General features: G+C 63.5%; 16 protein-coding genes and 1 pseudogene. 2 read left to right on the forward strand and 15 right to left on the reverse strand.

Going from position 1 to position 17,869, the window contains the following annotated elements:
* The 10 genes and pseudogenes from IQ26_RS19780 to IQ26_RS19825 all read right to left on the reverse strand — a co-directional run.
* Positions 1 to 250 (reverse strand): annotated as a pseudogene (locus IQ26_RS19780) (helix-turn-helix domain-containing protein); the annotation flags it as partial.
* Between the two features lie 115 nt (positions 251 to 365).
* Complete coding sequence (locus IQ26_RS19785) at positions 366 to 1,820, reverse strand: L,D-transpeptidase family protein (RefSeq protein WP_145720149.1); 1,455 nt, start codon at positions 1,818 to 1,820, stop codon at positions 366 to 368.
* 252 nt (positions 1,821 to 2,072) lie between these two features.
* Complete coding sequence (locus IQ26_RS19790; protein WP_145720042.1) at positions 2,073 to 2,438, reverse strand: MmcQ/YjbR family DNA-binding protein; 366 nt, start codon at positions 2,436 to 2,438, stop codon at positions 2,073 to 2,075.
* Positions 2,439 to 2,476: 38 nt separating this feature from the next.
* The gene (gene clpB, locus IQ26_RS19795; RefSeq protein ID WP_145720043.1) at positions 2,477 to 5,083 is read right to left on the reverse strand and encodes an ATP-dependent chaperone ClpB; all 2,607 of its coding nucleotides are present in this window, start codon (positions 5,081 to 5,083) and stop codon (positions 2,477 to 2,479) included.
* Positions 5,084 to 5,320: 237 nt separating this feature from the next.
* The gene (locus IQ26_RS19800) at positions 5,321 to 6,268 is read right to left on the reverse strand and encodes a DUF4167 domain-containing protein (RefSeq protein WP_145720044.1); all 948 of its coding nucleotides are present in this window, start codon (positions 6,266 to 6,268) and stop codon (positions 5,321 to 5,323) included.
* A gap of 301 nt (positions 6,269 to 6,569) precedes the next feature.
* On the reverse strand, positions 6,570 to 7,448 hold the full coding sequence (gene prmC, locus IQ26_RS19805; protein ID WP_145720045.1) for a peptide chain release factor N(5)-glutamine methyltransferase: 879 nt from the start codon (positions 7,446 to 7,448) through the stop codon (positions 6,570 to 6,572).
* Positions 7,441 to 8,520, reverse strand: coding sequence for a peptide chain release factor 1 (gene prfA, locus IQ26_RS19810; protein ID WP_145720046.1), 1,080 nt, complete (start codon positions 8,518 to 8,520; stop codon positions 7,441 to 7,443). The genes prmC and prfA overlap by 8 nt, the downstream gene beginning before the upstream one ends.
* A gap of 9 nt (positions 8,521 to 8,529) precedes the next feature.
* Complete coding sequence (gene ptsP / locus IQ26_RS19815; protein ID WP_145720047.1) at positions 8,530 to 10,800, reverse strand: phosphoenolpyruvate--protein phosphotransferase; 2,271 nt, start codon at positions 10,798 to 10,800, stop codon at positions 8,530 to 8,532.
* 180 nt (positions 10,801 to 10,980) lie between these two features.
* Positions 10,981 to 12,234: an aspartate kinase gene (locus IQ26_RS19820; protein WP_095486022.1), complete on the reverse strand. Its 1,254-nt coding sequence runs from the start codon at positions 12,232 to 12,234 to the stop codon at positions 10,981 to 10,983.
* Between the two features lie 209 nt (positions 12,235 to 12,443).
* A complete protein-coding gene (locus tag IQ26_RS19825; RefSeq protein ID WP_145720048.1) occupies positions 12,444 to 13,046 on the reverse strand; it encodes a putative glycolipid-binding domain-containing protein in 603 nt (200 codons plus the stop codon).
* Between the two features lie 282 nt (positions 13,047 to 13,328).
* Between IQ26_RS19825 and ubiG the strand changes: the two genes are divergently transcribed.
* A complete protein-coding gene (gene ubiG, locus IQ26_RS19830) occupies positions 13,329 to 14,090 on the forward strand; it encodes a bifunctional 2-polyprenyl-6-hydroxyphenol methylase/3-demethylubiquinol 3-O-methyltransferase UbiG (RefSeq protein ID WP_145720049.1) in 762 nt (253 codons plus the stop codon).
* A gap of 12 nt (positions 14,091 to 14,102) precedes the next feature.
* Here ubiG and IQ26_RS19835 read toward each other — a convergent pair whose 3' ends face one another.
* Positions 14,103 to 15,017, reverse strand: a complete 915-nt coding sequence (locus IQ26_RS19835) for a DMT family transporter (protein ID WP_145720050.1) — start codon at positions 15,015 to 15,017, stop codon at positions 14,103 to 14,105.
* Between the two features lie 101 nt (positions 15,018 to 15,118).
* Between IQ26_RS19835 and IQ26_RS19840 the strand changes: the two genes are divergently transcribed.
* A complete protein-coding gene (locus IQ26_RS19840) occupies positions 15,119 to 15,604 on the forward strand; it encodes a MarR family winged helix-turn-helix transcriptional regulator (RefSeq protein WP_145720051.1) in 486 nt (161 codons plus the stop codon).
* 4 nt (positions 15,605 to 15,608) lie between these two features.
* Here the strand turns inward: IQ26_RS19840 and IQ26_RS19845 are convergent, their stop codons facing one another.
* The 4 genes from IQ26_RS19845 to grxC all read right to left on the reverse strand — a co-directional run bounded on the left by IQ26_RS19845 (position 15,609) and on the right by grxC (position 17,869).
* The gene (locus tag IQ26_RS19845; protein ID WP_208760187.1) at positions 15,609 to 16,214 is read right to left on the reverse strand and encodes a hypothetical protein; all 606 of its coding nucleotides are present in this window, start codon (positions 16,212 to 16,214) and stop codon (positions 15,609 to 15,611) included.
* A 71-nt stretch (positions 16,215 to 16,285) separates the two neighbouring features.
* Positions 16,286 to 16,711 carry a DUF1178 family protein gene (locus IQ26_RS19850; protein WP_145720053.1) on the reverse strand — a complete coding sequence of 142 codons (426 nt, stop codon included), beginning with the start codon at positions 16,709 to 16,711 and terminating at the stop codon, positions 16,286 to 16,288.
* The gene (locus tag IQ26_RS19855) at positions 16,708 to 17,589 is read right to left on the reverse strand and encodes a carbon-nitrogen hydrolase family protein (RefSeq protein ID WP_145720054.1); all 882 of its coding nucleotides are present in this window, start codon (positions 17,587 to 17,589) and stop codon (positions 16,708 to 16,710) included. Before IQ26_RS19855 ends, IQ26_RS19850 begins: the two co-directional genes overlap by 4 nt.
* Positions 17,590 to 17,599: 10 nt before the next feature.
* Entirely contained in the window at positions 17,600 to 17,869 is a 270-nt protein-coding gene (gene grxC / locus IQ26_RS19860; protein WP_145720055.1) for a glutaredoxin 3, read from the reverse strand.

A 17,869-nucleotide genomic window follows, 5' to 3' on the forward strand; every position in this document is an offset into this window, starting at 1 on the left:
CCAGCGTCAGTTCCCCCGTCTCCGCCATCCGCCGGCGCACGAAGGCGGCATGCGGCGCCAGCTTGCCAACACCCGGCGCATGGCCCTGGCGGCGAGGTTCGAGCGACCCCGTTTCCCGCCGCAGCTTCATCAACTCGTTCACGAAACGAGGCGAAATGCGGAAATGCCGGGCGGCTTCCCGGTGTCCGTGCCCCTCGTCGACATACCCAGCAACACGCTCACGCAACGCCATCGGTAGCGGCTTGCCCATCGCGGTTCTCCTTCAAACCGCAATGAATCACGCCGCAGCCTCAATGGGAATCCTGAATCACGTCAAACGCGACACGCTCTAGCGAAAAATTATTGGCAGACCCAAGCGATGGCGTTCAGTCGACGAATTCCACCGTGACGCCCGGCGACACAACCTTGGCCAGTTCGCGCGCGTCCCAGTTGGTCAGCCGCACGCAGCCATGACTCTCGGTCCTGCCGATCTTGGAGGGATCTGGCGTGCCGTGAATGCCGTAGGTCGGCTTGTCCAGCGCGATCCAGACCGAGCCGACCGGGCCGTTCGGACCCGGCGGAATGGTCAGCACCTTGTCGTTTTCGCCCTGCTTGAAATTGATCTTTGGGTTGTAGGTGTAGTTCGGGTCCAAGGCGACCCGCGACACCGTATGCAGGCCTGACGGCGATGGCGTGTCCGCCGAGCCGATGGTGGCCGGATAGGTCGCGACCAGCTTGCCCGACGCATCATAGGCACGGACCTGCTTGTTGCCCTTGTCGGCGATGATGCGCGCCACCGGCTTCGCCACCAGCTTGCCGAAATTGGCGACCTTGATGATCGTGCCGGGACGGTTGAAATTAGCTTCCGGATTGAGCGCCTTCAGGTATTTCTCGTCCATGTGGAAGCGTTCGGCCAGCGCTTCAGTGACGGAGGTGTAGCTCAGCCGGTCGAGTTGCGCCTTCTGGCCGTAGTCTTCCGGCACCGAGGCGACATAGGGGCCGGCCGCATCCTCGGGCGTGATCTCGTAGGAGGCGAAGGCATCGCCGCCGGTTTGCTCAAGGGCCGCCTGGATGCCGACCGCATCGGTCGACCGCAGGTTACTGCCAGTGATCTCGTTGTAGGCGGCGAGCGCCTTGTCGACATTCGAGCCGAAGCGTCCGTCGACGACGCCGGGCGAAGCGCCGACGCGGTCGAGCAGCACTTGCAACGCAGCAACATCCTCGCGTGCACCGAGCGAAAGCGACGGATCGGCGATAGTCTTGCCGCCGATCTTTGGCGGCAGTGCCGCCTGGTCGCCCGGCGCTGTCGGCTCGAGCGGTTCGATCGAAACCTCGTTGAGCGGCTGGCGCTCGACGGTGCGCGGCTGTGGCGCTTCCGGATAATCATTGCCATAGCTGCCATCATCGCGCGGTGCTTCGGGAAAAGCTTCCACCGAATTGTTGTAGGAATCGTATTCGTCGACCGGCGGTACGACAACCAGGCCTTCCTCTTCCAACTGCCTGCGGCGCAAGCGCGCCGTATCTTCCGGATCGTCGAGATAATAGCGGTCGTCCTCGACCGGTCCGAGATTGCGGTCGCGGTCGCGGCGGAGCGTACGGCGATCGAACCTGGTCTGCGGCGGCTGGATGGCGAGGACCTTGCCGGTTTCAGCGTCGACGATGACGCGGTTTCCCCTGGCGTCGTAGTAGACGTCCAAATCGCCGTTCTGGGCAACCAGCACACCACCGGCATCGCCTGCATGGGCCGATCGCGGCGCGATGTCTTCCGTCGGCGCGGCCATTGCGCTCGAAGAAAGCAGCCCGGCGGCGAACGCCGAAAGGGTGAAGATCGTGCGGAACATGTTGGCCAAATTCTCCGGTCCGTAATTGCCGCTGCCCGGCATTGCCTCTTTGGAGCGCCGCACGTCGTTTCGGACGCGCAAAGGACGCTCTAACGCCATGAATCTCCGCATCGTGCCTTCCGAAAATCGACTTCGATTTTCGGACCGACGCCTTAGGCGAACCCCTTCGCCAGCAAATCAGTCACCGAGCATAAGGTTCCAACATGAACCGGGCATGAAGATGGCGGATTTCTGGCGGTGAGAGCAACAAAGCTAGCTGGCGGAGAGTCCCAATTCCCTGCGCGCCTGCTTCGTCAGTTTCAGCACGACAAGGCGATGGCTTTCGCGCAGATAGTCCTTCAACGCGTCATCGTCCATGCTTCGGCTTGTCTGGCGCTGGATCCATTTCATGCCGCGTGACGCAAGATAGGGCGCGGGCCGAAGACCCGGCTGTTCCTTCAGGATGTCATAGGCGATATCGGAGCATTTGAAGGTGACGGATGGCTCCTTGCCGTCGCCCCAGCCGCCGATCGCAAAGACCTTGGCTCCGACCTTCCGGACATGGGCGCCGCCCCACTGGACGACGTGGATGGCCGAAGGCAGCGAGGCGCAGAAGCTGTCGTAATCGTCCAGCGTCATCCGCGCCCCGCCGTTTAAGTATGTGGCGGCCTGGAAAATCAGGCGGCCGCCTCAGTCGCCACGACCGTGGGCTTCGAGCGGAAATTCAACCGGTCGGAACCGGCGGTAACCTTGACGGTCGAGCCATCAAGGATGTCGCCGAGCAGGATCTTTTCCGCCAGCGGATCCTGCAGGTCCTTCTGCATCACCCGCTTCAGCGGCCGCGCGCCATAGGCCGGATCGTAGCCCTTGGCCGCCAGCCAGTCGATCGCCTCCTTATCCAGCGAAAGCGTGATCTTGCGATCGACGAGCAGGTTTTCCAGCCGCTTGAGCTGGATCTCGACGATGCGGCCCATATCCTGCCGGCGCAGCCTGTGGAACAGGATCACCTCGTCGACGCGGTTGAGGAACTCCGGCCGGAACGACGCCCTGACGACGCTCATCACCTCGTCACGCACGGCATCGACGTCCTGGTCCTCGCCGAGATTGACCAGATATTCGGCGCCGAGGTTCGACGTCATGATGATCAGCGTGTTGCGGAAGTCGACCGTGCGGCCCTGCCCGTCGGTCAGGCGGCCGTCGTCGAGCACCTGCAGCAGCACGTTGAACACGTCCGGATGCGCCTTCTCGATCTCGTCGAACAGCACGACCTGATAGGGCCGGCGCCGCACCGCTTCGGTCAGCGCGCCGCCTTCCTCATAGCCGACATAGCCGGGAGGCGCGCCGATCAGCCGGGCGACCGAGTGCTTCTCCATGAACTCCGACATGTCGATGCGCACCATGGCGCTCTCGTCGTCGAACAGGAAGCTCGCCAGCGCCTTGGTCAGCTCGGTCTTGCCGACGCCCGTCGGCCCGAGGAACATGAATGAGCCGATCGGCCGGTTCGGATCCTGCAGGCCCGCGCGGGCACGACGGACGGCTTTCGATACCGCCTGCACCGCCTCGCCCTGGCCGACGACGCGCTTGCCGATCTCGTCTTCCATGCGCAACAGCTTGTCACGCTCGCCCTGCAGCATCTTGTCGACCGGAATGCCGGTCCAGCGCGACACGATATGGGCAACGTGATCGGGGGTGACCACCTCTTCGACCATGCCCGCCTTGCCGTCCTGGGCCTCGGCTTCCTTCAGCTTCTTTTCCAGTTCCGGGATATTGCCATAGGCGAGTTCGCCGGCACGCTGGAACTCACCCTTGCGCTGGGCAATGGCGAGTTCGTTGCGCGCCTCGTCGAGTTGTTTCTTCAAGTCGGCGGCGAGCCCGAGCTTCTGCTTTTCGGCCTGCCACTTCGAGGTGAGTTCGGTCGATTCTTCTTCCAGACCGGAAAGATCCTTTTCGAGGCGGGCGAGCCGGTCCTTCGACGCATCGTCCTTCTCGACCTTCAGCGCCTCGCGCTCGATCTTGAGCTGCATGATACGGCGGTCGATCTCGTCCAGCGCTTCAGGCTTCGAATCGACCTGCATCCGGAGCCGTGACGCGGCCTCGTCGACAAGGTCGATCGCCTTGTCCGGCAGGAACCGGTCGGCAATATAGCGGTTGGACAGCGACGCTGCAGCGACCAGCGCCGAATCCGAGATGCGCACCTTGTGGTGCTGCTCGTACTTTTCCTTCAGGCCGCGCAGAATGGAGACGGTGTCTTCGACGGTCGGCTCATTGACGAAGACCGGCTGGAAGCGACGGGCAAGGGCCGCATCCTTCTCGACATGCTTGCGGTATTCATCGAGCGTCGTCGCGCCGACGCAGTGCAGTTCGCCGCGTGCCAGCGCCGGCTTCAACAGGTTCGACGCATCCATCGCGCCATCCGCCTTGCCGGCGCCGACCAGCGTATGCATCTCGTCGATGAACAGGATGATGCCGCCGGCGGCAGCGGTAACTTCCGAAAGCACCGCCTTCAGCCGCTCCTCGAATTCGCCGCGATATTTGGCACCGGCGATCAGCGCTCCCATGTCGAGCGCCATCAACTGCTTATCCTTGAGCGATTCCGGCACGTCGCCGTTGACGATGCGCAACGCCAGCCCTTCGGCGATCGCCGTCTTGCCGACGCCGGGTTCACCGATCAGCACAGGATTGTTCTTGGTGCGGCGCGACAGCACCTGGATGGTGCGGCGGATCTCGTCGTCGCGGCCGATGACGGGGTCGAGCTTGCCGGCGCGGCCGTCGGCGGTGAGGTCGCGCGCGTACTTCTTCAGCGCGTCATAGCCCTGCTCGGCGCTCGCCGAATCGGCGGTGCGGCCCTTGCGGACATCGTTGATCACCTGGTTCAGCGCCTGCGCGGTCACGCCGGCCTTGGCCAGGATGTCGGCGGTCTTGGCGGATTTCTCGACCGCAAGCGCCGTCAGCAGCCGTTCGACCGTGACAAAGCTGTCCCCGGCCTTCTTGGCCAGTTCCTCGGCGGTCGAGAACACCTTGGCCAGCGGCTGCGCCAGATAAAGCTGCCCGTTGCCGCCTTCCACCTTGGGCATTGCCTCCAGGGCCGATTCGACGCCAAGCTTGACGTCGCGAAGGCTGCCGCCAGCGCGCTCGATCAACGACGCGGCCAAGCCCTCGTCGTCGTCGACGAGCACTTTCAATATATGTTCGGGGGTGAATTGCTGGTGGTTGCGCGAGAGCGCCATGGTCTGCGCGGACTGGATGAAGCCGCGCACGCGCTCGGAGTATTTTTCAAGGTTCATATCTGTCTCCTTCCGTCACCAGCCCGCTTTGCGGCACCGGATCAGATTGCGGTGACGGACCCGCCCGTTCGAGCCAAGTCCTGTTCACGCGAGATATGGTGCATAGCCCATGGTCTCTCAAGACGCCTTGATGTCGGTCAACTCATAATATTCCACGGGGACATTCCACGGGCGCGCCAGACAAAAACGGCGGAGATTTCTCTCCGCCGTCCAGGAATGTCTGAATGCCCTGCTCGATCAGTTGTTGACGTCGACGATGGCGGGCTCGCCATCAGCGTCTTCCGCCGGCGCCGCATTCACCTTATCGGCGCCAGCATCACCGCCATCCGCCTGATCGGAATTGACACGCGGACGGCGCGGACGCCTGGGGCGGCGGGCAGCACCGCTTTCGGCGACTGCTTCCTTCATCTCGGCCTGGGCGGCGAGACCCGCCGGCGAAAAGTCTTCGAACTGCGGCGCGGGTTCGGCAGCAGAAACAGGCTCGACCGCAGACACGACTTCCGCCTGCACGGGCGTCTCGTTCTGTACCGGTGTCTCGCTGCGCTGGTTCTGACCACCGCGCTGTCCGCCCTGCTCGCCACGCGAGCCAAACTCGCTGCGCTGGCCGTTCTGGCCGTAGCCGCCATTGGGACGACGGTCGCGATGGCGGCCGCCATTGTCGCGGCCGTTGCCGTCGCGCCCGCTGTTATCGCGCCCACCGTTATCCCGATTGTCGCGGCTGTTTTCCTGGTTGAACGCCAACTCGGCCGGCGTGCCATCGATGACCGGCTGCGGACCGGCACCGTGATTGACCACCGGAGTTGCAGCCTCTCCGACGTTGCTGTTGCCGATATTGTCGAACTGATCGCGATCCTCGTCGCCGTCTTCGTCGAAATCGTCGCGGTTTTGCTGAGTATTCTGGATCGGTATCTGCGCCTGCGCGGCAGCGATGATGCGATTGTAATGCTCGGCGTGCTGGAGATAGTTTTCCGCCATTACCCGGTCGCCGGAGCTTTGCGCGTCACGGGCAAGGGTTGCGTATTTTTCGGCGATCTGCTGAGCAGATCCGCGGATCTTCACATCCGGACCGTTGCTCTCGTAGTTGCGCGTCAGGGGATTTGGACCCTTGCGGTTGTTGTTATTGTTATTGCCGCCGCCGCTGTTGTTGCGACCGCGCATGCGCCTGTTCTGCTGTTGTGGCCTCATTCGACTCTCTTCATTTTGAAATTTTCGAAAACTTTTCACGCACGGAGGCGCTCATGCAGCCAGCCGTTTCGTTTCTTCACCGGCGTTCGCCCGCATCGATTGCGCTGGCGCCACGTGTCATCCTGTTCCGGTTACATCACTTGTCGGACGATTCCCACACGAAGCTTGGGCGTCGTTTGCGCAAGAAGGCAGCTATTTCCAAGGAAACCGAATCGCTAAGAGCACTGCCTGCTTCGTCTCATCCGGTTAAGGCGACCCTAGCCGCATTCCCCGGCATTGCCAAGCGTTTTTTCGCACTGCATCACGGCTTTGTCAGTTCGAAGATCAGAACTCTGCCGTTTCCGCCAAGATCGCGGAATACTCCCGCCGGTGTGTAGCCGGCTGCGCAGAATATATCCGTAACCTCTTTGCGTTGCGTGTGGCCGATCTCGACCGCAATCCTGCCCTCGGCTTCCAAAAAACCTGCCGCCTTGGCGGCGATGATCCTGTATGGACTCAGACCGTCCACGCCGCCATCGAGGGCTTGGCGTGGATCGAAATCGCGGACTTCGTCCTGCAGATTTTCAATGTCTATCGAGGCTATATAGGGAGGGTTTGCGACAATTACATGGTATCGGCCAGAAACTTTTTCGAACCAGTCGGATTTGAGCACCTGGAACCGGTCGGCTAGCCCCAATTCCCTAGCATTGCGCATGGCGGTAGCCAGCGCGCCTTGCGAAATATCGACACCGGTGGCGATCGCCGCCGCAACGGCGCTCAGCAGCGCCAGCGCAATGGCGCCGGTGCCGGTGCCGAGGTCGAGGATCCGGCATTCGCCTTGCCGCGCCGCTGTCGCCTTCACGAAGGGCAGCACCGCTTCGACCAGCGTTTCGGTATCCGGTCGCGGCTCCAGCGTTTCCGGTGACAGCGAAAGGCGCAAGCCGTAGAATTCGCGATGGCCAAGGATGCGATGCACCGGCTCGCCGGCGATGCGTCGCCTCAGGGCTGCATCGATCGCGGCAATCGCGCCGGCATCGACCTTGCATTCGGGATCGGCGATGGCTTGCGTGCGGGTCGTGCCGGAAAGATGTTCGACGATCAGCCTTGCATCCAGCGCTGGATCGGCGACTGCGGCCGCGGCAAGGCGTGCCTGCGCCGCTTTCAGCAGCGGCCCTAGCGTACCCGGCAGACTGTCAGCCATCGAGGCCGATATCGGCGAGCAGCTTCGACTGGTGATCGGCGATCAGAGCGTCGATGATCTCGTCGAGTTCGCCCATCATCACCCTGTCGAGCTTGTAGAGCGTTAGGTTGATGCGATGGTCGGTGACGCGCCCTTGCGGGAAATTATAGGTGCGGATGCGCTCCGAGCGATCGCCCGAACCGACCTGCGATTTGCGCGATTCGGAGCGTTCCTCGTCCGCCTTGCCGCGCTCGAGGTCGTAGAGCCTGGCCCGCAGGATCTGCATGGCCTTCGCCCGGTTCTGGTGCTGCGACTTTTCCGCCTGCACCACCATGATGCCGGTCGGCAGATGGGTAATGCGCACCGCCGAATCGGTGGTGTTGACATGCTGGCCGCCGGAGCCCGAGGCACGCATCGTGTCGATGCGGATGTCTTCGGCCCTGATGTCGATGTCGACCTCTTCCGCCTCGGGCAGCACGGCAACCGTCGCCGCCGAGGTGTGGATGCGGCCGCCGGCCTCGGTCGCCGGCACGCGCTGCACTCGATGCACGCCGGACTCGAATTTCAGATGGGCAAAGACGCCCTTGCCGGAAATGGTGGCGATGATTTCCTTGTAGCCGCCGACCTCGCCCTCGCTGGCCGACGCGGTCTCGAAACGCCAGCCGCGTGCCGCGGCGTAGCGTTCGTACATGCGAAACAGGTCGCCGGCGAAGAGAGCTGCCTCGTCGCCGCCGGTGCCGGCGCGGATTTCGAGGATGGCATTCTTCTCGTCGGCGGCATCCTTGGGCAGAAGCAGGATCTGGATGTCCTTCTGCAGCGCTTCGATGCGCTCCTCGACCTCAGGCAGGTCGGCCTCGGCCAATGCCCGCATTTCCGCGTCGGTGCTTCTGTCGGCGAGCATTGCCTCCAGGTCGGCCTGTTCATGCTCGGCGGTGCGCAGCGCCCTGATCTTTGCCACCATCTCCTCGATGTCGGCGTACTCCGACGCCATCCTGACATAGGCGTCAGGCGCCGGTCCGGCCGACATCTGCGCTTCGAGCATGTCGAAACGCTTGACGACTTGATCCATACGGTCGCGGGGCAGGTTGATCATGGCGAAAATCTATAGCGGAATGGAGCGGTCGTCGGCAAAGGCTTGCAGCAGCGCCCGCATCGGCAACTTCTGGGACGGCGCCATGAGATTGTCGTCGAAGAACGCTTGCAGCTCGCTGAGCGGCAGTTCCGTCAGCATTGCCTTGACCGGACCGATCGAGGCCGGTGACATCGAGATCGACCGGTAGCCAAGGCCGATCAGCGCCATCGCCGAGATCGGCTTGCCGGCCAGTTCACCGCACAAGGTCACCGGGGTTTGATTGCGCAGCCCGGCGTCGGCAATCTGCTTCAGAACGCGCAGGAACGGCGTCGACAGCGCATCGAAGCGGTCGGAGAGCTGCGTGTTGCCGCGATCGACCGCCATGACGAACTGGAACAGATCGTTCGAGCCGACCGAGACGAAGTCGACGGCCTTCATCAGTTCGTCGAGCTGGAACAGCAGCGAGGGCACTTCCAGCATGGCCCCGAGCTTCAGGCTGGTCGGCAAATGATGGGCAAAACGCGATAGATGCCGCACCTCGCGATCGATGATTTCGCGCGCCTGCGCGATTTCGCCGAGCTCTGTGACCATCGGCAGCATCAGCTTCAGTTCACGCCCGCCGCAGGCCTTCAGAAGCGCGCGGATCTGGGTACGCAACAGGCCCGGCCGGTCGAGAGTCAAGCGGATGGCGCGCCAGCCGAGTGCCGGGTTCTCTTCCTGGACCGCGTCCTTGAAGTAGGGCAGCACCTTGTCGCCGCCGATATCGATGGTGCGGAATGTCACCGGCTTGCCGCGCGCCGCGTCGAGCACGTCACGGTAGAGCCGTTCCTGGGCCTCCGCACGCGGAAAGGTCGAGGCGACCATGAACTGCAGCTCGGTGCGGAACAGTCCGATGCCGGCGGCACCCGCCTCGGCAAGCTGCGGCAGATCGACGGCCAGGCCCGCATTCATCAGAAGATCGACTTGGACGCCGTCCTTGGTCACCGATGGCTTCTTGCGCAGTTCGCGGTAGACCTCCTGCCGCCGCGCCCGGAAGCGGACCTTTTCGGCATAGGCGGCTTCGAGATCGGCCTGAGGGCGCAGGTGGATTGTGCCCTCTACGCCGTCGACAATGATGGCGTCGCCGTTTTCCGCCATGGAAACGGCGCCTTTCATCTGGCCCGCGACCGGTATGCCCATGGCCCGCGCCACGATGACGACATGGCTGGTCGCCGCGCCGTCCTCCAGCACCAGCCCGCGCAGCTTGTCGCGCGGATAGTCGAGCAGTTCGGCGGCGCCCATGGAGCGAGCGACGATGATGGCGTCCTTCGGCAGCGCGGCCGCGACATCCTCAGGCCCACGCCCCATCAACTGGCGCAGCAACCGGTTGGCGAGATCGTCGAAATCGCTCATCCGCTCGCGCAGATACGGATCGGTCATGTGCAGCATGCGGGCACGCATGTCGCTCTGCACTTTTTCCACCGCCGCTTCCGCCGTCAGGCCGTTGCGTATCGCCTCTTCCAGCCTGCGAACCCAGCCACTGTCGTTGGCGAACATGCGATAGGCTTCGAGCACCTGGCGATGCTCGCCCTCGAAGGCGACCTCGCGGCGTTCCAGCATGTCGTCGATGGAGAGCCTGAGCGAACCGAGGGAGGCATCGAGCCGCCTGATCTCCTCCTCGCTGTCCTCGTTGAACAGATTGGTGACGACGATGCGCGGCTCGTGCAGCACGACATGGCCAAGCCCGACGCCCTCGTTGAAGGACAGGCCGGTAAAGCTCACCGGGCGGCGTAGGTCGAGTTCGAGCCCGGGCCGGGTCAGCCGGGCAAGGTCGCCGGTGGCGATCATCTCGGCGATCACCATCGCTGTCGTTTCCAGCGCCTCGACCTCGTCGTCGCGGTAGTGGCGCATGGTCTTGTTCTGGACGACCAGCACGCCGAGCGTGCGCCCCGCCCTGAGCACCGGCACGCCGAGGAAGGAATTGTAGATCTCTTCCCCCGTCTCCGGCAGGTAGGCGAAGGCGGGATGTTCCTGCGCATTGGAGAGATTGAGCGGCCGTGCCGAGGCCGCGATCGTGCCGACGAGGCCTTCCCCCAGCCTGAGCTGCGCCAAATGGACGGCGTTCGGGTTCAGGCCCTCGGTGGCATAGAGTTCGAGCACCGAATCGGCGCGCAGCACATAGAGCGAGCACACTTCGGCGACCATGTTGGAAGCGATGTCGCGCACGATGCGGTCGAGCCGCTCCTGCGGCTCCAGCGGCTCCTGCATGAGCTCGCGGAGCCGTTTCAGCAAAACGCGCGGGCCGCTGGCCGTATCACGCATCGCGGCTTGTTCTCCAATGGACATTTTGCCCGCCGCAGTTTCTCCCGCGGCCGGCGCTCACGCAACAACTCAATTAGAGCCCCGCGCGTCCAATTGGACGCACAAAGGACGCTCCAAGACTTCGATCCGCTGCATCGGGCTTTCCGAAATCGACTCCGATTTTCGAGCCGGTGCAGTCTGCTACTGCTTATCCAGACCGTAGACGGAATGCAAAGTACGAACCGCAAGTTCGGTGTAGGGACCGTCGATCAGGATCGAAATCTTGATCTCGGAGGTCGTGATCGCACGGATGTTGATCGCCTTGTCGGCCAGTGCCTTGAAGGCGGTGGCGGCAACGCCCGCATGGCTGCGCATGCCGATGCCGATCACCGAGACCTTCGACATGCCGGCTTCCGATTGCACTACGTCGTAACCGATCGTGGCCTTCAGCCGCTCGAGCACGGCAAGCGCCTTGTCGACATCGCCGGACGGCACGGTGAAGGTCATGTCGGTGAACTTGCCGTCCTCGGAAATGTTCTGGACGATCATGTCGACATTGATGTTGGCCTCGGCCAGCGGCCCGAAAATGCCGGCGGCAACGCCCGGCCGGTCGCCGACACGGCGCAACGAAATCTGCGCTTCGTCCTTGGCGTAGGCAATTCCGGTGACGACCTGCTGTTCCACGATCTCTTCCTCGTCGCAAATAAGCGTTCCGGGCGGATTGAGCAAATCCCCCATTCCGGGCGCGTCGGGATCGTCGAAGGACGACCGCACGAAAGTACGCACCCTGTGCACCATGGCAAGCTCGACCGAGCGCACCTGCAGGACCTTGGCGCCGAGCGAGGCCATTTCAAGCATTTCCTCGAAGGAAATCTTGGCCAGCCGCCGCGCCTTCGGTTCGATGCGCGGATCGGTGGTGTAGACCCCGTCGACATCGGTGTAGATGTCGCATCGGTCGGCCTTGACCGCCGCCGCGATGGCAACAGCACTGGTGTCGGAGCCGCCGCGGCCGAGCGTCGCGATGCGGTTGTCCGGTCCGATGCCCTGGAAGCCGGCGACCACCGCCACCTGGCCCTCGCCGAAGCGCTTGATCAGGAAGGCGCCGTCGATGTCGAGAATGCGCGCCGCGCCATGCGCATTGTCGGTCTTGATCGGGATTTGCCAGCCTTGCCAGGAGCGGGCATGGACACCCATGTTCTGCAGCGCGATCGCCAGCAGGCCGGCGGTGACCTGCTCGCCGGAGGCGACGACGGCGTCATATTCGCGCGCATCGTGCATCGGCGAGGCTTCGCGCGTCCATTGCACGAGTTCGTTGGTCTTGCCGGCCATCGCCGAGACGACCACCGCGACCTCATGGCCGGCATCGACCTCGCGTTTGACATGGCGCGCCACATTGCGGATGCGGGCGATGTCGGCGACGGAGGTTCCGCCGAATTTCATCACGATGCGCGCCATGGAAGCGAACTGCCTTTGACTGGGTGCCGTGCCGACGGCCGAAAAACGGAAAAGAGAGCGTCCGGCTGGGCCGGCCGCTGAATGCGCGGCCTCCTTAGCCAAATGCTCCGGGTTTCGCAAGGCGTGCCGCCGGTTGCGGCTGACGAAGAAGGCATCACGCGAGCGGAGCAGCGCGTGCCCGCAACGCCTGCCGGGAAATGGTGGTGGCTTCAGCCCAGGCGCGCCGCGTCTCTCCACAGGCCCGGATAATCGACAACGAAGCCGGCCGGCGAGACTTCCAGGACCTCGTCGTAGCCGAACATCGGCGCGGCATAGGCGTAACGGGCCTCGTCGAGACGCCGGTAGGCCTGTCCGAGGCGCACCAGCCTCAGTTCGGGAAATGCCAGATACGCGGCCGGAGCGGGTGTCGCCATGCCGACCTCCAGGTCGAAACGGCGGATCGCCAGCAGGTTGGTGGCGGGCGTGAAACCGAGATCGACATCGATGAGGCCAGCGACGTCTCCTTGGCGTTCGCCGTTCAGCATCCATCCGCCGTCGGCATGTCGTTCAATCGCATAGTGCAGGTCTTGCATGCCGAGAAAGCCGTCGACGCGCGCCGATCGCGCATGCCAGTCGGCATCGCAGGTCACCTCGTAGGCAAGGCTGCACGGCTTGTCGTCCTGGACGAAGAGGGCCTGCCCCTTGAGGCTGCGCCCGCCATCCGGTTGCGAAAGCCGGCCAGATTCGGACGGCAGGCCAGATTCAGACAGGAGGCACGCGTCGTGGCCCTCCAGGTCAAGCCGGCGCCAAAGGATCGAAGCTACGATTCGCATCTTGGTCCACTCCCTTTTGAAACGATGTCTTTCGTTCGCTCGTCCGAGCAATTTGTTTCCTGACGGGGCTAACAAGCTGACATGTGCTGACGGAACGCAGCCGGCAACACCGACATTCGCGGGCATCGTGAGCACCGCCCTGCCAGCAGCAAAAAATGCTGTCTTGACATTCGCTGCCTCGCGCCCGACTTCCTAACGTCACCAGAGCGCGATCAGCAAAAGTGGTATCCTGTTTTGCGTCTGATCGCGCTCTGAACTTTTGAGCCTTCGGGAGACCAATCGATGCCAGAACCCAGACGGTCGACGATCGATGCCGGAGAAGTGGAGCGCTTTTCCGCCCTTGCCGCCGAATGGTGGAATCCGAACGGCAAATTCCGCCCGCTGCACAAGTTCAATCCGATCCGGCTTGCCTATATACGCGACCAGGTGGCGGCGCGCTTCGGCCGCGACCCGCGTGCGGCGCGGCCGTTCGAAGGCCTGCGCTTCCTCGATATCGGCTGCGGCGGCGGGCTGTTGTGCGAGCCGATGGCGCGGCTTGGCGCCGAAGTGGTCGGCGCCGACGCATCGGCCACCAACATCGAAGTGGCCAAGCTGCATGCAGCGGAAGTCGGCGTGACGGTGGATTACCGTGCCACGACGGCGGAGGATCTGGCCGACGCCGGCGAGAAATTCGACGTCATCCTCAACATGGAAGTGGTCGAGCATGTCGCCGACATCGACCTGTTCGTGGGCAAATGCGGCGAGATGCTCAAGCCCGGCGGCATCATGTTCGTCGCCACCATCAACCGCACGCTGAAGGCGCTGGGCCTGGCCATCATCGGCGCCGAATATGTGCTGCGCTGGTTGCCGCGCGGCACCCACCAGTTCGGCAAGCTGGTGCGGCCGGACGAGCTGGAAAAGGCGCTTGCCGGCGCTGGCCTGGCCATCATCGACCGCACCGGCGTCACCTACAATCCGCTCGCCGATCGCTGGCAGCGGTCGAAGGACATGGACGTCAACTACATGGTGCTGGCGGAGAAGGCACCCGACGGCGATACGGCCTAATTAGCCCTTGGGTCACGCCGTCTGGCTTTGCGCCTTTGTGGCGATCTGGCTTTGCGCTTTGGTGGTGATGAAGACGCCGGCGGTGATGATGACGGCACCCGCCCAGGTCAGCAATTGATAGTGCTCGCCGAGAAAGACCGTTCCGGCAAACAGCCCGACCGCAGCCGCGACATAGCCGATCTGGCTGAGATAGACCGGGCCGCCGACCGCCTGCAGCCGGAAGAAGAAGGCGAACATCGCCGCGGCTGACGCGACCTGCCCGACGACCACCAGCGGCACGCCGCCAAGCAGGGCGAGCGATCCGCCGCCCTGCAGCGTGAGGATGCCGCCAAAAAGCAGCGCGGCCGCTGCCAGATGGCTGCCGACGGCAAGCTCGATCGGTCCGGTCCCTTCGGGCCAGTCGACCGTGCGGTAGATGTTGCCGGCGGCAAGGCTGACCGGGATGAGCAGCCCCAACGCCACCCAGAAGAATTCGGCCGGTTGGCCGGCCTCGCCGCGCGTCACCGCCACCATCACCGCGCCGGCAAAGCCGACGGCAATGCCGACCACGCCAAGCAGATTGGGGCGCCGGACGCCGAGCAGGATCGAAAACACCAGCGTGATCACCGGCGACAGCGTGAACGTGATGCCGGTGTAGCCGGCGCCAAGATGCGGAATGGCCGAAAACATCAGGAGATTGGGGAAGGCGTAGGACACCGCCGCAGTGACGAAGAAATAGCGCAGCTTGTGCGCCGTCAGCCGGATGCGTTCGCCGCGTAACAGAAGCGCCAGCAACAGCACGCCGCCCGCGCCGAGCGAAATGACGAAGGCCCAGACCATTGCCGGCACGCCGGCCGCCGTTGCCAGCTTGCCGAAAGGCAGCGTCAGGCCGAGCAGGCCGCCTGTGACGACCAAAAGGCCGAGCGCCGAATCCCAGATAAATTTCATTTCGTAGCCTTGTCGCCTGTTAGCGGCTCTTGGCCGGCATCGTAACTTGAGATAAGATAATACAAAGATTATTAACGTCAAGATACTTTACGGTGAGATAGATGGATCGCGCAGCGAAGGCCATCGAGCAGTGGAACAGGGAACGGCCGGATCTCGACGTCTCTCCGATGGCCGTGCTGGGACGGTTGAACGAGGCCTCGTCGCTGATAGCACGAGAACGCCTCGCTCCGCTGTTTGCGCGTTTCGGACTGCAATCCGGGGAATTCGATGTGCTAGCGACGCTGCGCCGTTCCGGATCGCCTTACGCGCTGACGCCAACCGCCCTCTATGAGGCGACGATGGTGACGTCGGGCGCCATGACCAACCGGCTCGACCGGCTGGAAAAGGCCGGCTTGATCCTGCGCGGGCCGCACCCCAACGACCGGCGCGGGATCGTCGTGCAACTGACCGCGAAAGGTCTCGCCTTGATCGACGAGGCGCTTGCCGCCCACGTCGCCAACGAGCACGAGATACTTTCCGGCCTGACGCTATCCGAGCGGGAGATGCTCGCCCATCTGCTTGGCAAACTGATCGAAAGTGTAGTCTAGCCGATCAGCTTGCTGGCTGCCGCGCGAAACGTCGCCGGTGTCGCCGCCGCCGGTATGATACGGTGAGATCGACAAGCCAAGCCGGCATGTTGAGGTAGAGAAGAGCATCTCGCAAGCCGTCGAGATAGCGCTCGTTCATTGCCTTGTCGGAGAAATCCGGCATGGCGGCAAGTGTCGCCTCAACTTGTTCAAGCCGATCCGTTCCGGCAGGCAATTTGGCCGCAAAGGCGATCTCCCGACGCAGACAGACCCGCTCCACGCGATCCCGCAACTCCTCTTCGTAGCCGATACCGCATCGCATCAACCGGGCATGCGTGGCCTCATGGACGATACACGAAGCGACGAGTTCGGGAGTCGTCTCTTGGTGGATGACGTAGCGCTCATCCAGTTCGCAAGCCCGTGAAGAATCTGCCCATTGAGCGACCGAAGACGGAAGAGTTGTGACAAGAATCTGCCTGACGTCGCGGAGCAGCCGTTTGTACCGGACGGGGTCAAAATCACGAATAAGGCCAAGCGCTTCGACTATCTTGTCAGTGCCCTTATCGCTGACAATCAGCGAGCCATCGATTGTTAGGTTGCCACTGAACTTGATTACACCTAGGCGCGCCAAGCGGCCAATAAGTGACCGTATACCACGCTGCGGCTTGGTCCTTTCCGGTCGGCGCAAATCTCCGTTGAGACTCAGTTCCGGTCCTCCGGAAAGCTCGGGATCGGCATGAATTCGACGCCGTCCTCGGCCAGACTCTTGGCCTCCTCCAGCGTCGCCTCGCCATAGATGCCGCGCGGATCGCTCTCGCCGAAGTGGATCTTGCGCGCTTCCTCGGCAAACTTGTCGCCGACATAGTCGGCGTTCTCGCGCACCTTCTCGGCCATCGCCTTCAGTTGCGCCAGCGCCCACTTCTGGGCCTCGCCCATGGCGAGCGCAATCTTCTCCTGCTTGCGCCCGGTGGAGACCGCCGGCGCCATCAATGCCTTTTCTATCCTGTGCGAGCCGCAGTTCGGACAGTCGACGAAGCCGCGCTTCTTCTGGGTGTCGAAATCGTCGTTGCTGCGAAACCAGCCTTCGAATTCGTGGTCGTGCTCGCAGATCAGGGAAAAGCGGATCAAGACGCCGCACCCCTGAGAGGCACGGCCTCGGCCGATCCGCCGTTCACGGCGAAATCCCGTGCATTTTTCAGGTTCGGGATCTTCTTGCGCGCGGCAAGAGACTGCGCCGGGTCGATCTCGGCGACGATCACGGCAGGCTCGTCATGCGCCGCCTCGGCGAGGATACGGCCCCAGGGATCGACGATCAGCGAATGACCGTAAGTCTCGCGGCCGTCCTCGTGCAGTCCGCCTTGCGCCGCGGCCACGACATAGGCGCCGTTCTCGATGGCGCGCGCCCTGAGCAGCACATGCCAGTGCGCCTCGCCGGTCTGGCGGGTGAAGGCGGCGGGCACCGAAAGCAGGTCGGCGCCGGCCAGCGCCTCGGCGCGGAAGAGCTGCGGAAAGCGCAGATCGTAGCAGACGGCGAAACCCAGCCTCGCACCGTCGATCCCGGCGCCGCTGATCCCGGTGACGACGGCTTCGGTGCCCGGCTCGTAGGCGGCGGATTCGCGCCAGCTCTCGCCATTGTCGAGATCGACGTCGAACATGTGGATCTTGTCGTAGGTGGCGATCGTGGCGCCATCCGGCCCGAACAGAAGCGCGCGGTTGGCGAGCTTGCCGTCGGCGCGCAGGATGGCGGTCGAACCGATATGCAGGAAGATGCCAAGTTCCTTCGCCAGCTTCCGCGACGTCGAGACGATAATATCCTTGTCCTCGGACGTGAAGGAGGCGGCCCGCGCTCGGCTGTCGCGGACCAGCGCACCGGTCATTTCCGGGGTCTGGACATAGGCCGCACCCTGGCCGGCCGCCTCGCGCACCAGCCGCTCCAGATCGACCGCGTTGCGCTCGGGGCTGGTGCCCGAACGCATCTGGATCGCCGCCGCCTTGAAAGCACCCATCGTCATGTCCTCAGTTCGTCGAGCCATTGGCGAGCAGACGGTCCAGCCGGCCCTCCGCCTCCAGTTCATGGAGATCGTCGGAGCCGCCGACATGCGTATCGCCGATGAATATCTGCGGAAAGGTCGAGCGGCCGTTCGCGCGGGAAATCATTTCCCGGCGCAGTTCCGGCGAGAAGGATGCGTCGTGCTCGGTGTAGGTGACACCCTTGCGCTCGAGCAGCCGCTTGGCCGCCGTGCAATAGCCGCACATCATCCGTGTATAGATCGTCACGTCGACCAT

It is taken from the genome of Mesorhizobium tianshanense (assembly GCF_007830515.1).
GTDB classification, from domain to species: Bacteria; Pseudomonadota; Alphaproteobacteria; order Rhizobiales; family Rhizobiaceae; genus Mesorhizobium; species Mesorhizobium tianshanense.

Coding starts and splice junctions, on each gene's coding strand:
- IQ26_RS19785 (WP_145720149.1), bottom strand. CDS start 1,820: ATGTTCCGCACGATCTTCACCCTTTCGGCGTTCGCCGCCGGGCTGCTT.
- IQ26_RS19790 (WP_145720042.1), bottom strand. CDS start 2,438: ATGACGCTGGACGATTACGACAGCTTCTGCGCCTCGCTGCCTTCGGCC.
- clpB (WP_145720043.1), bottom strand. CDS start 5,083: ATGAACCTTGAAAAATACTCCGAGCGCGTGCGCGGCTTCATCCAGTCC.
- IQ26_RS19800 (WP_145720044.1), bottom strand. CDS start 6,268: ATGAGGCCACAACAGCAGAACAGGCGCATGCGCGGTCGCAACAACAGC.
- prmC (WP_145720045.1), bottom strand. CDS start 7,448: ATGGCTGACAGTCTGCCGGGTACGCTAGGGCCGCTGCTGAAAGCGGCG.
- prfA (WP_145720046.1), bottom strand. CDS start 8,520: ATGATCAACCTGCCCCGCGACCGTATGGATCAAGTCGTCAAGCGTTTC.
- ptsP (WP_145720047.1), bottom strand. CDS start 10,800: ATGCGTGATACGGCCAGCGGCCCGCGCGTTTTGCTGAAACGGCTCCGC.
- IQ26_RS19820 (WP_095486022.1), bottom strand. CDS start 12,234: ATGGCGCGCATCGTGATGAAATTCGGCGGAACCTCCGTCGCCGACATC.
- IQ26_RS19825 (WP_145720048.1), bottom strand. CDS start 13,046: ATGCGAATCGTAGCTTCGATCCTTTGGCGCCGGCTTGACCTGGAGGGC.
- ubiG (WP_145720049.1), top strand. CDS start 13,329: ATGCCAGAACCCAGACGGTCGACGATCGATGCCGGAGAAGTGGAGCGC.
- IQ26_RS19835 (WP_145720050.1), bottom strand. CDS start 15,017: ATGAAATTTATCTGGGATTCGGCGCTCGGCCTTTTGGTCGTCACAGGC.
- IQ26_RS19840 (WP_145720051.1), top strand. CDS start 15,119: ATGGATCGCGCAGCGAAGGCCATCGAGCAGTGGAACAGGGAACGGCCG.
- IQ26_RS19855 (WP_145720054.1), bottom strand. CDS start 17,589: ATGGGTGCTTTCAAGGCGGCGGCGATCCAGATGCGTTCGGGCACCAGC.
- grxC (WP_145720055.1), bottom strand. CDS start 17,869: ATGGTCGACGTGACGATCTATACACGGATGATGTGCGGCTATTGCACG.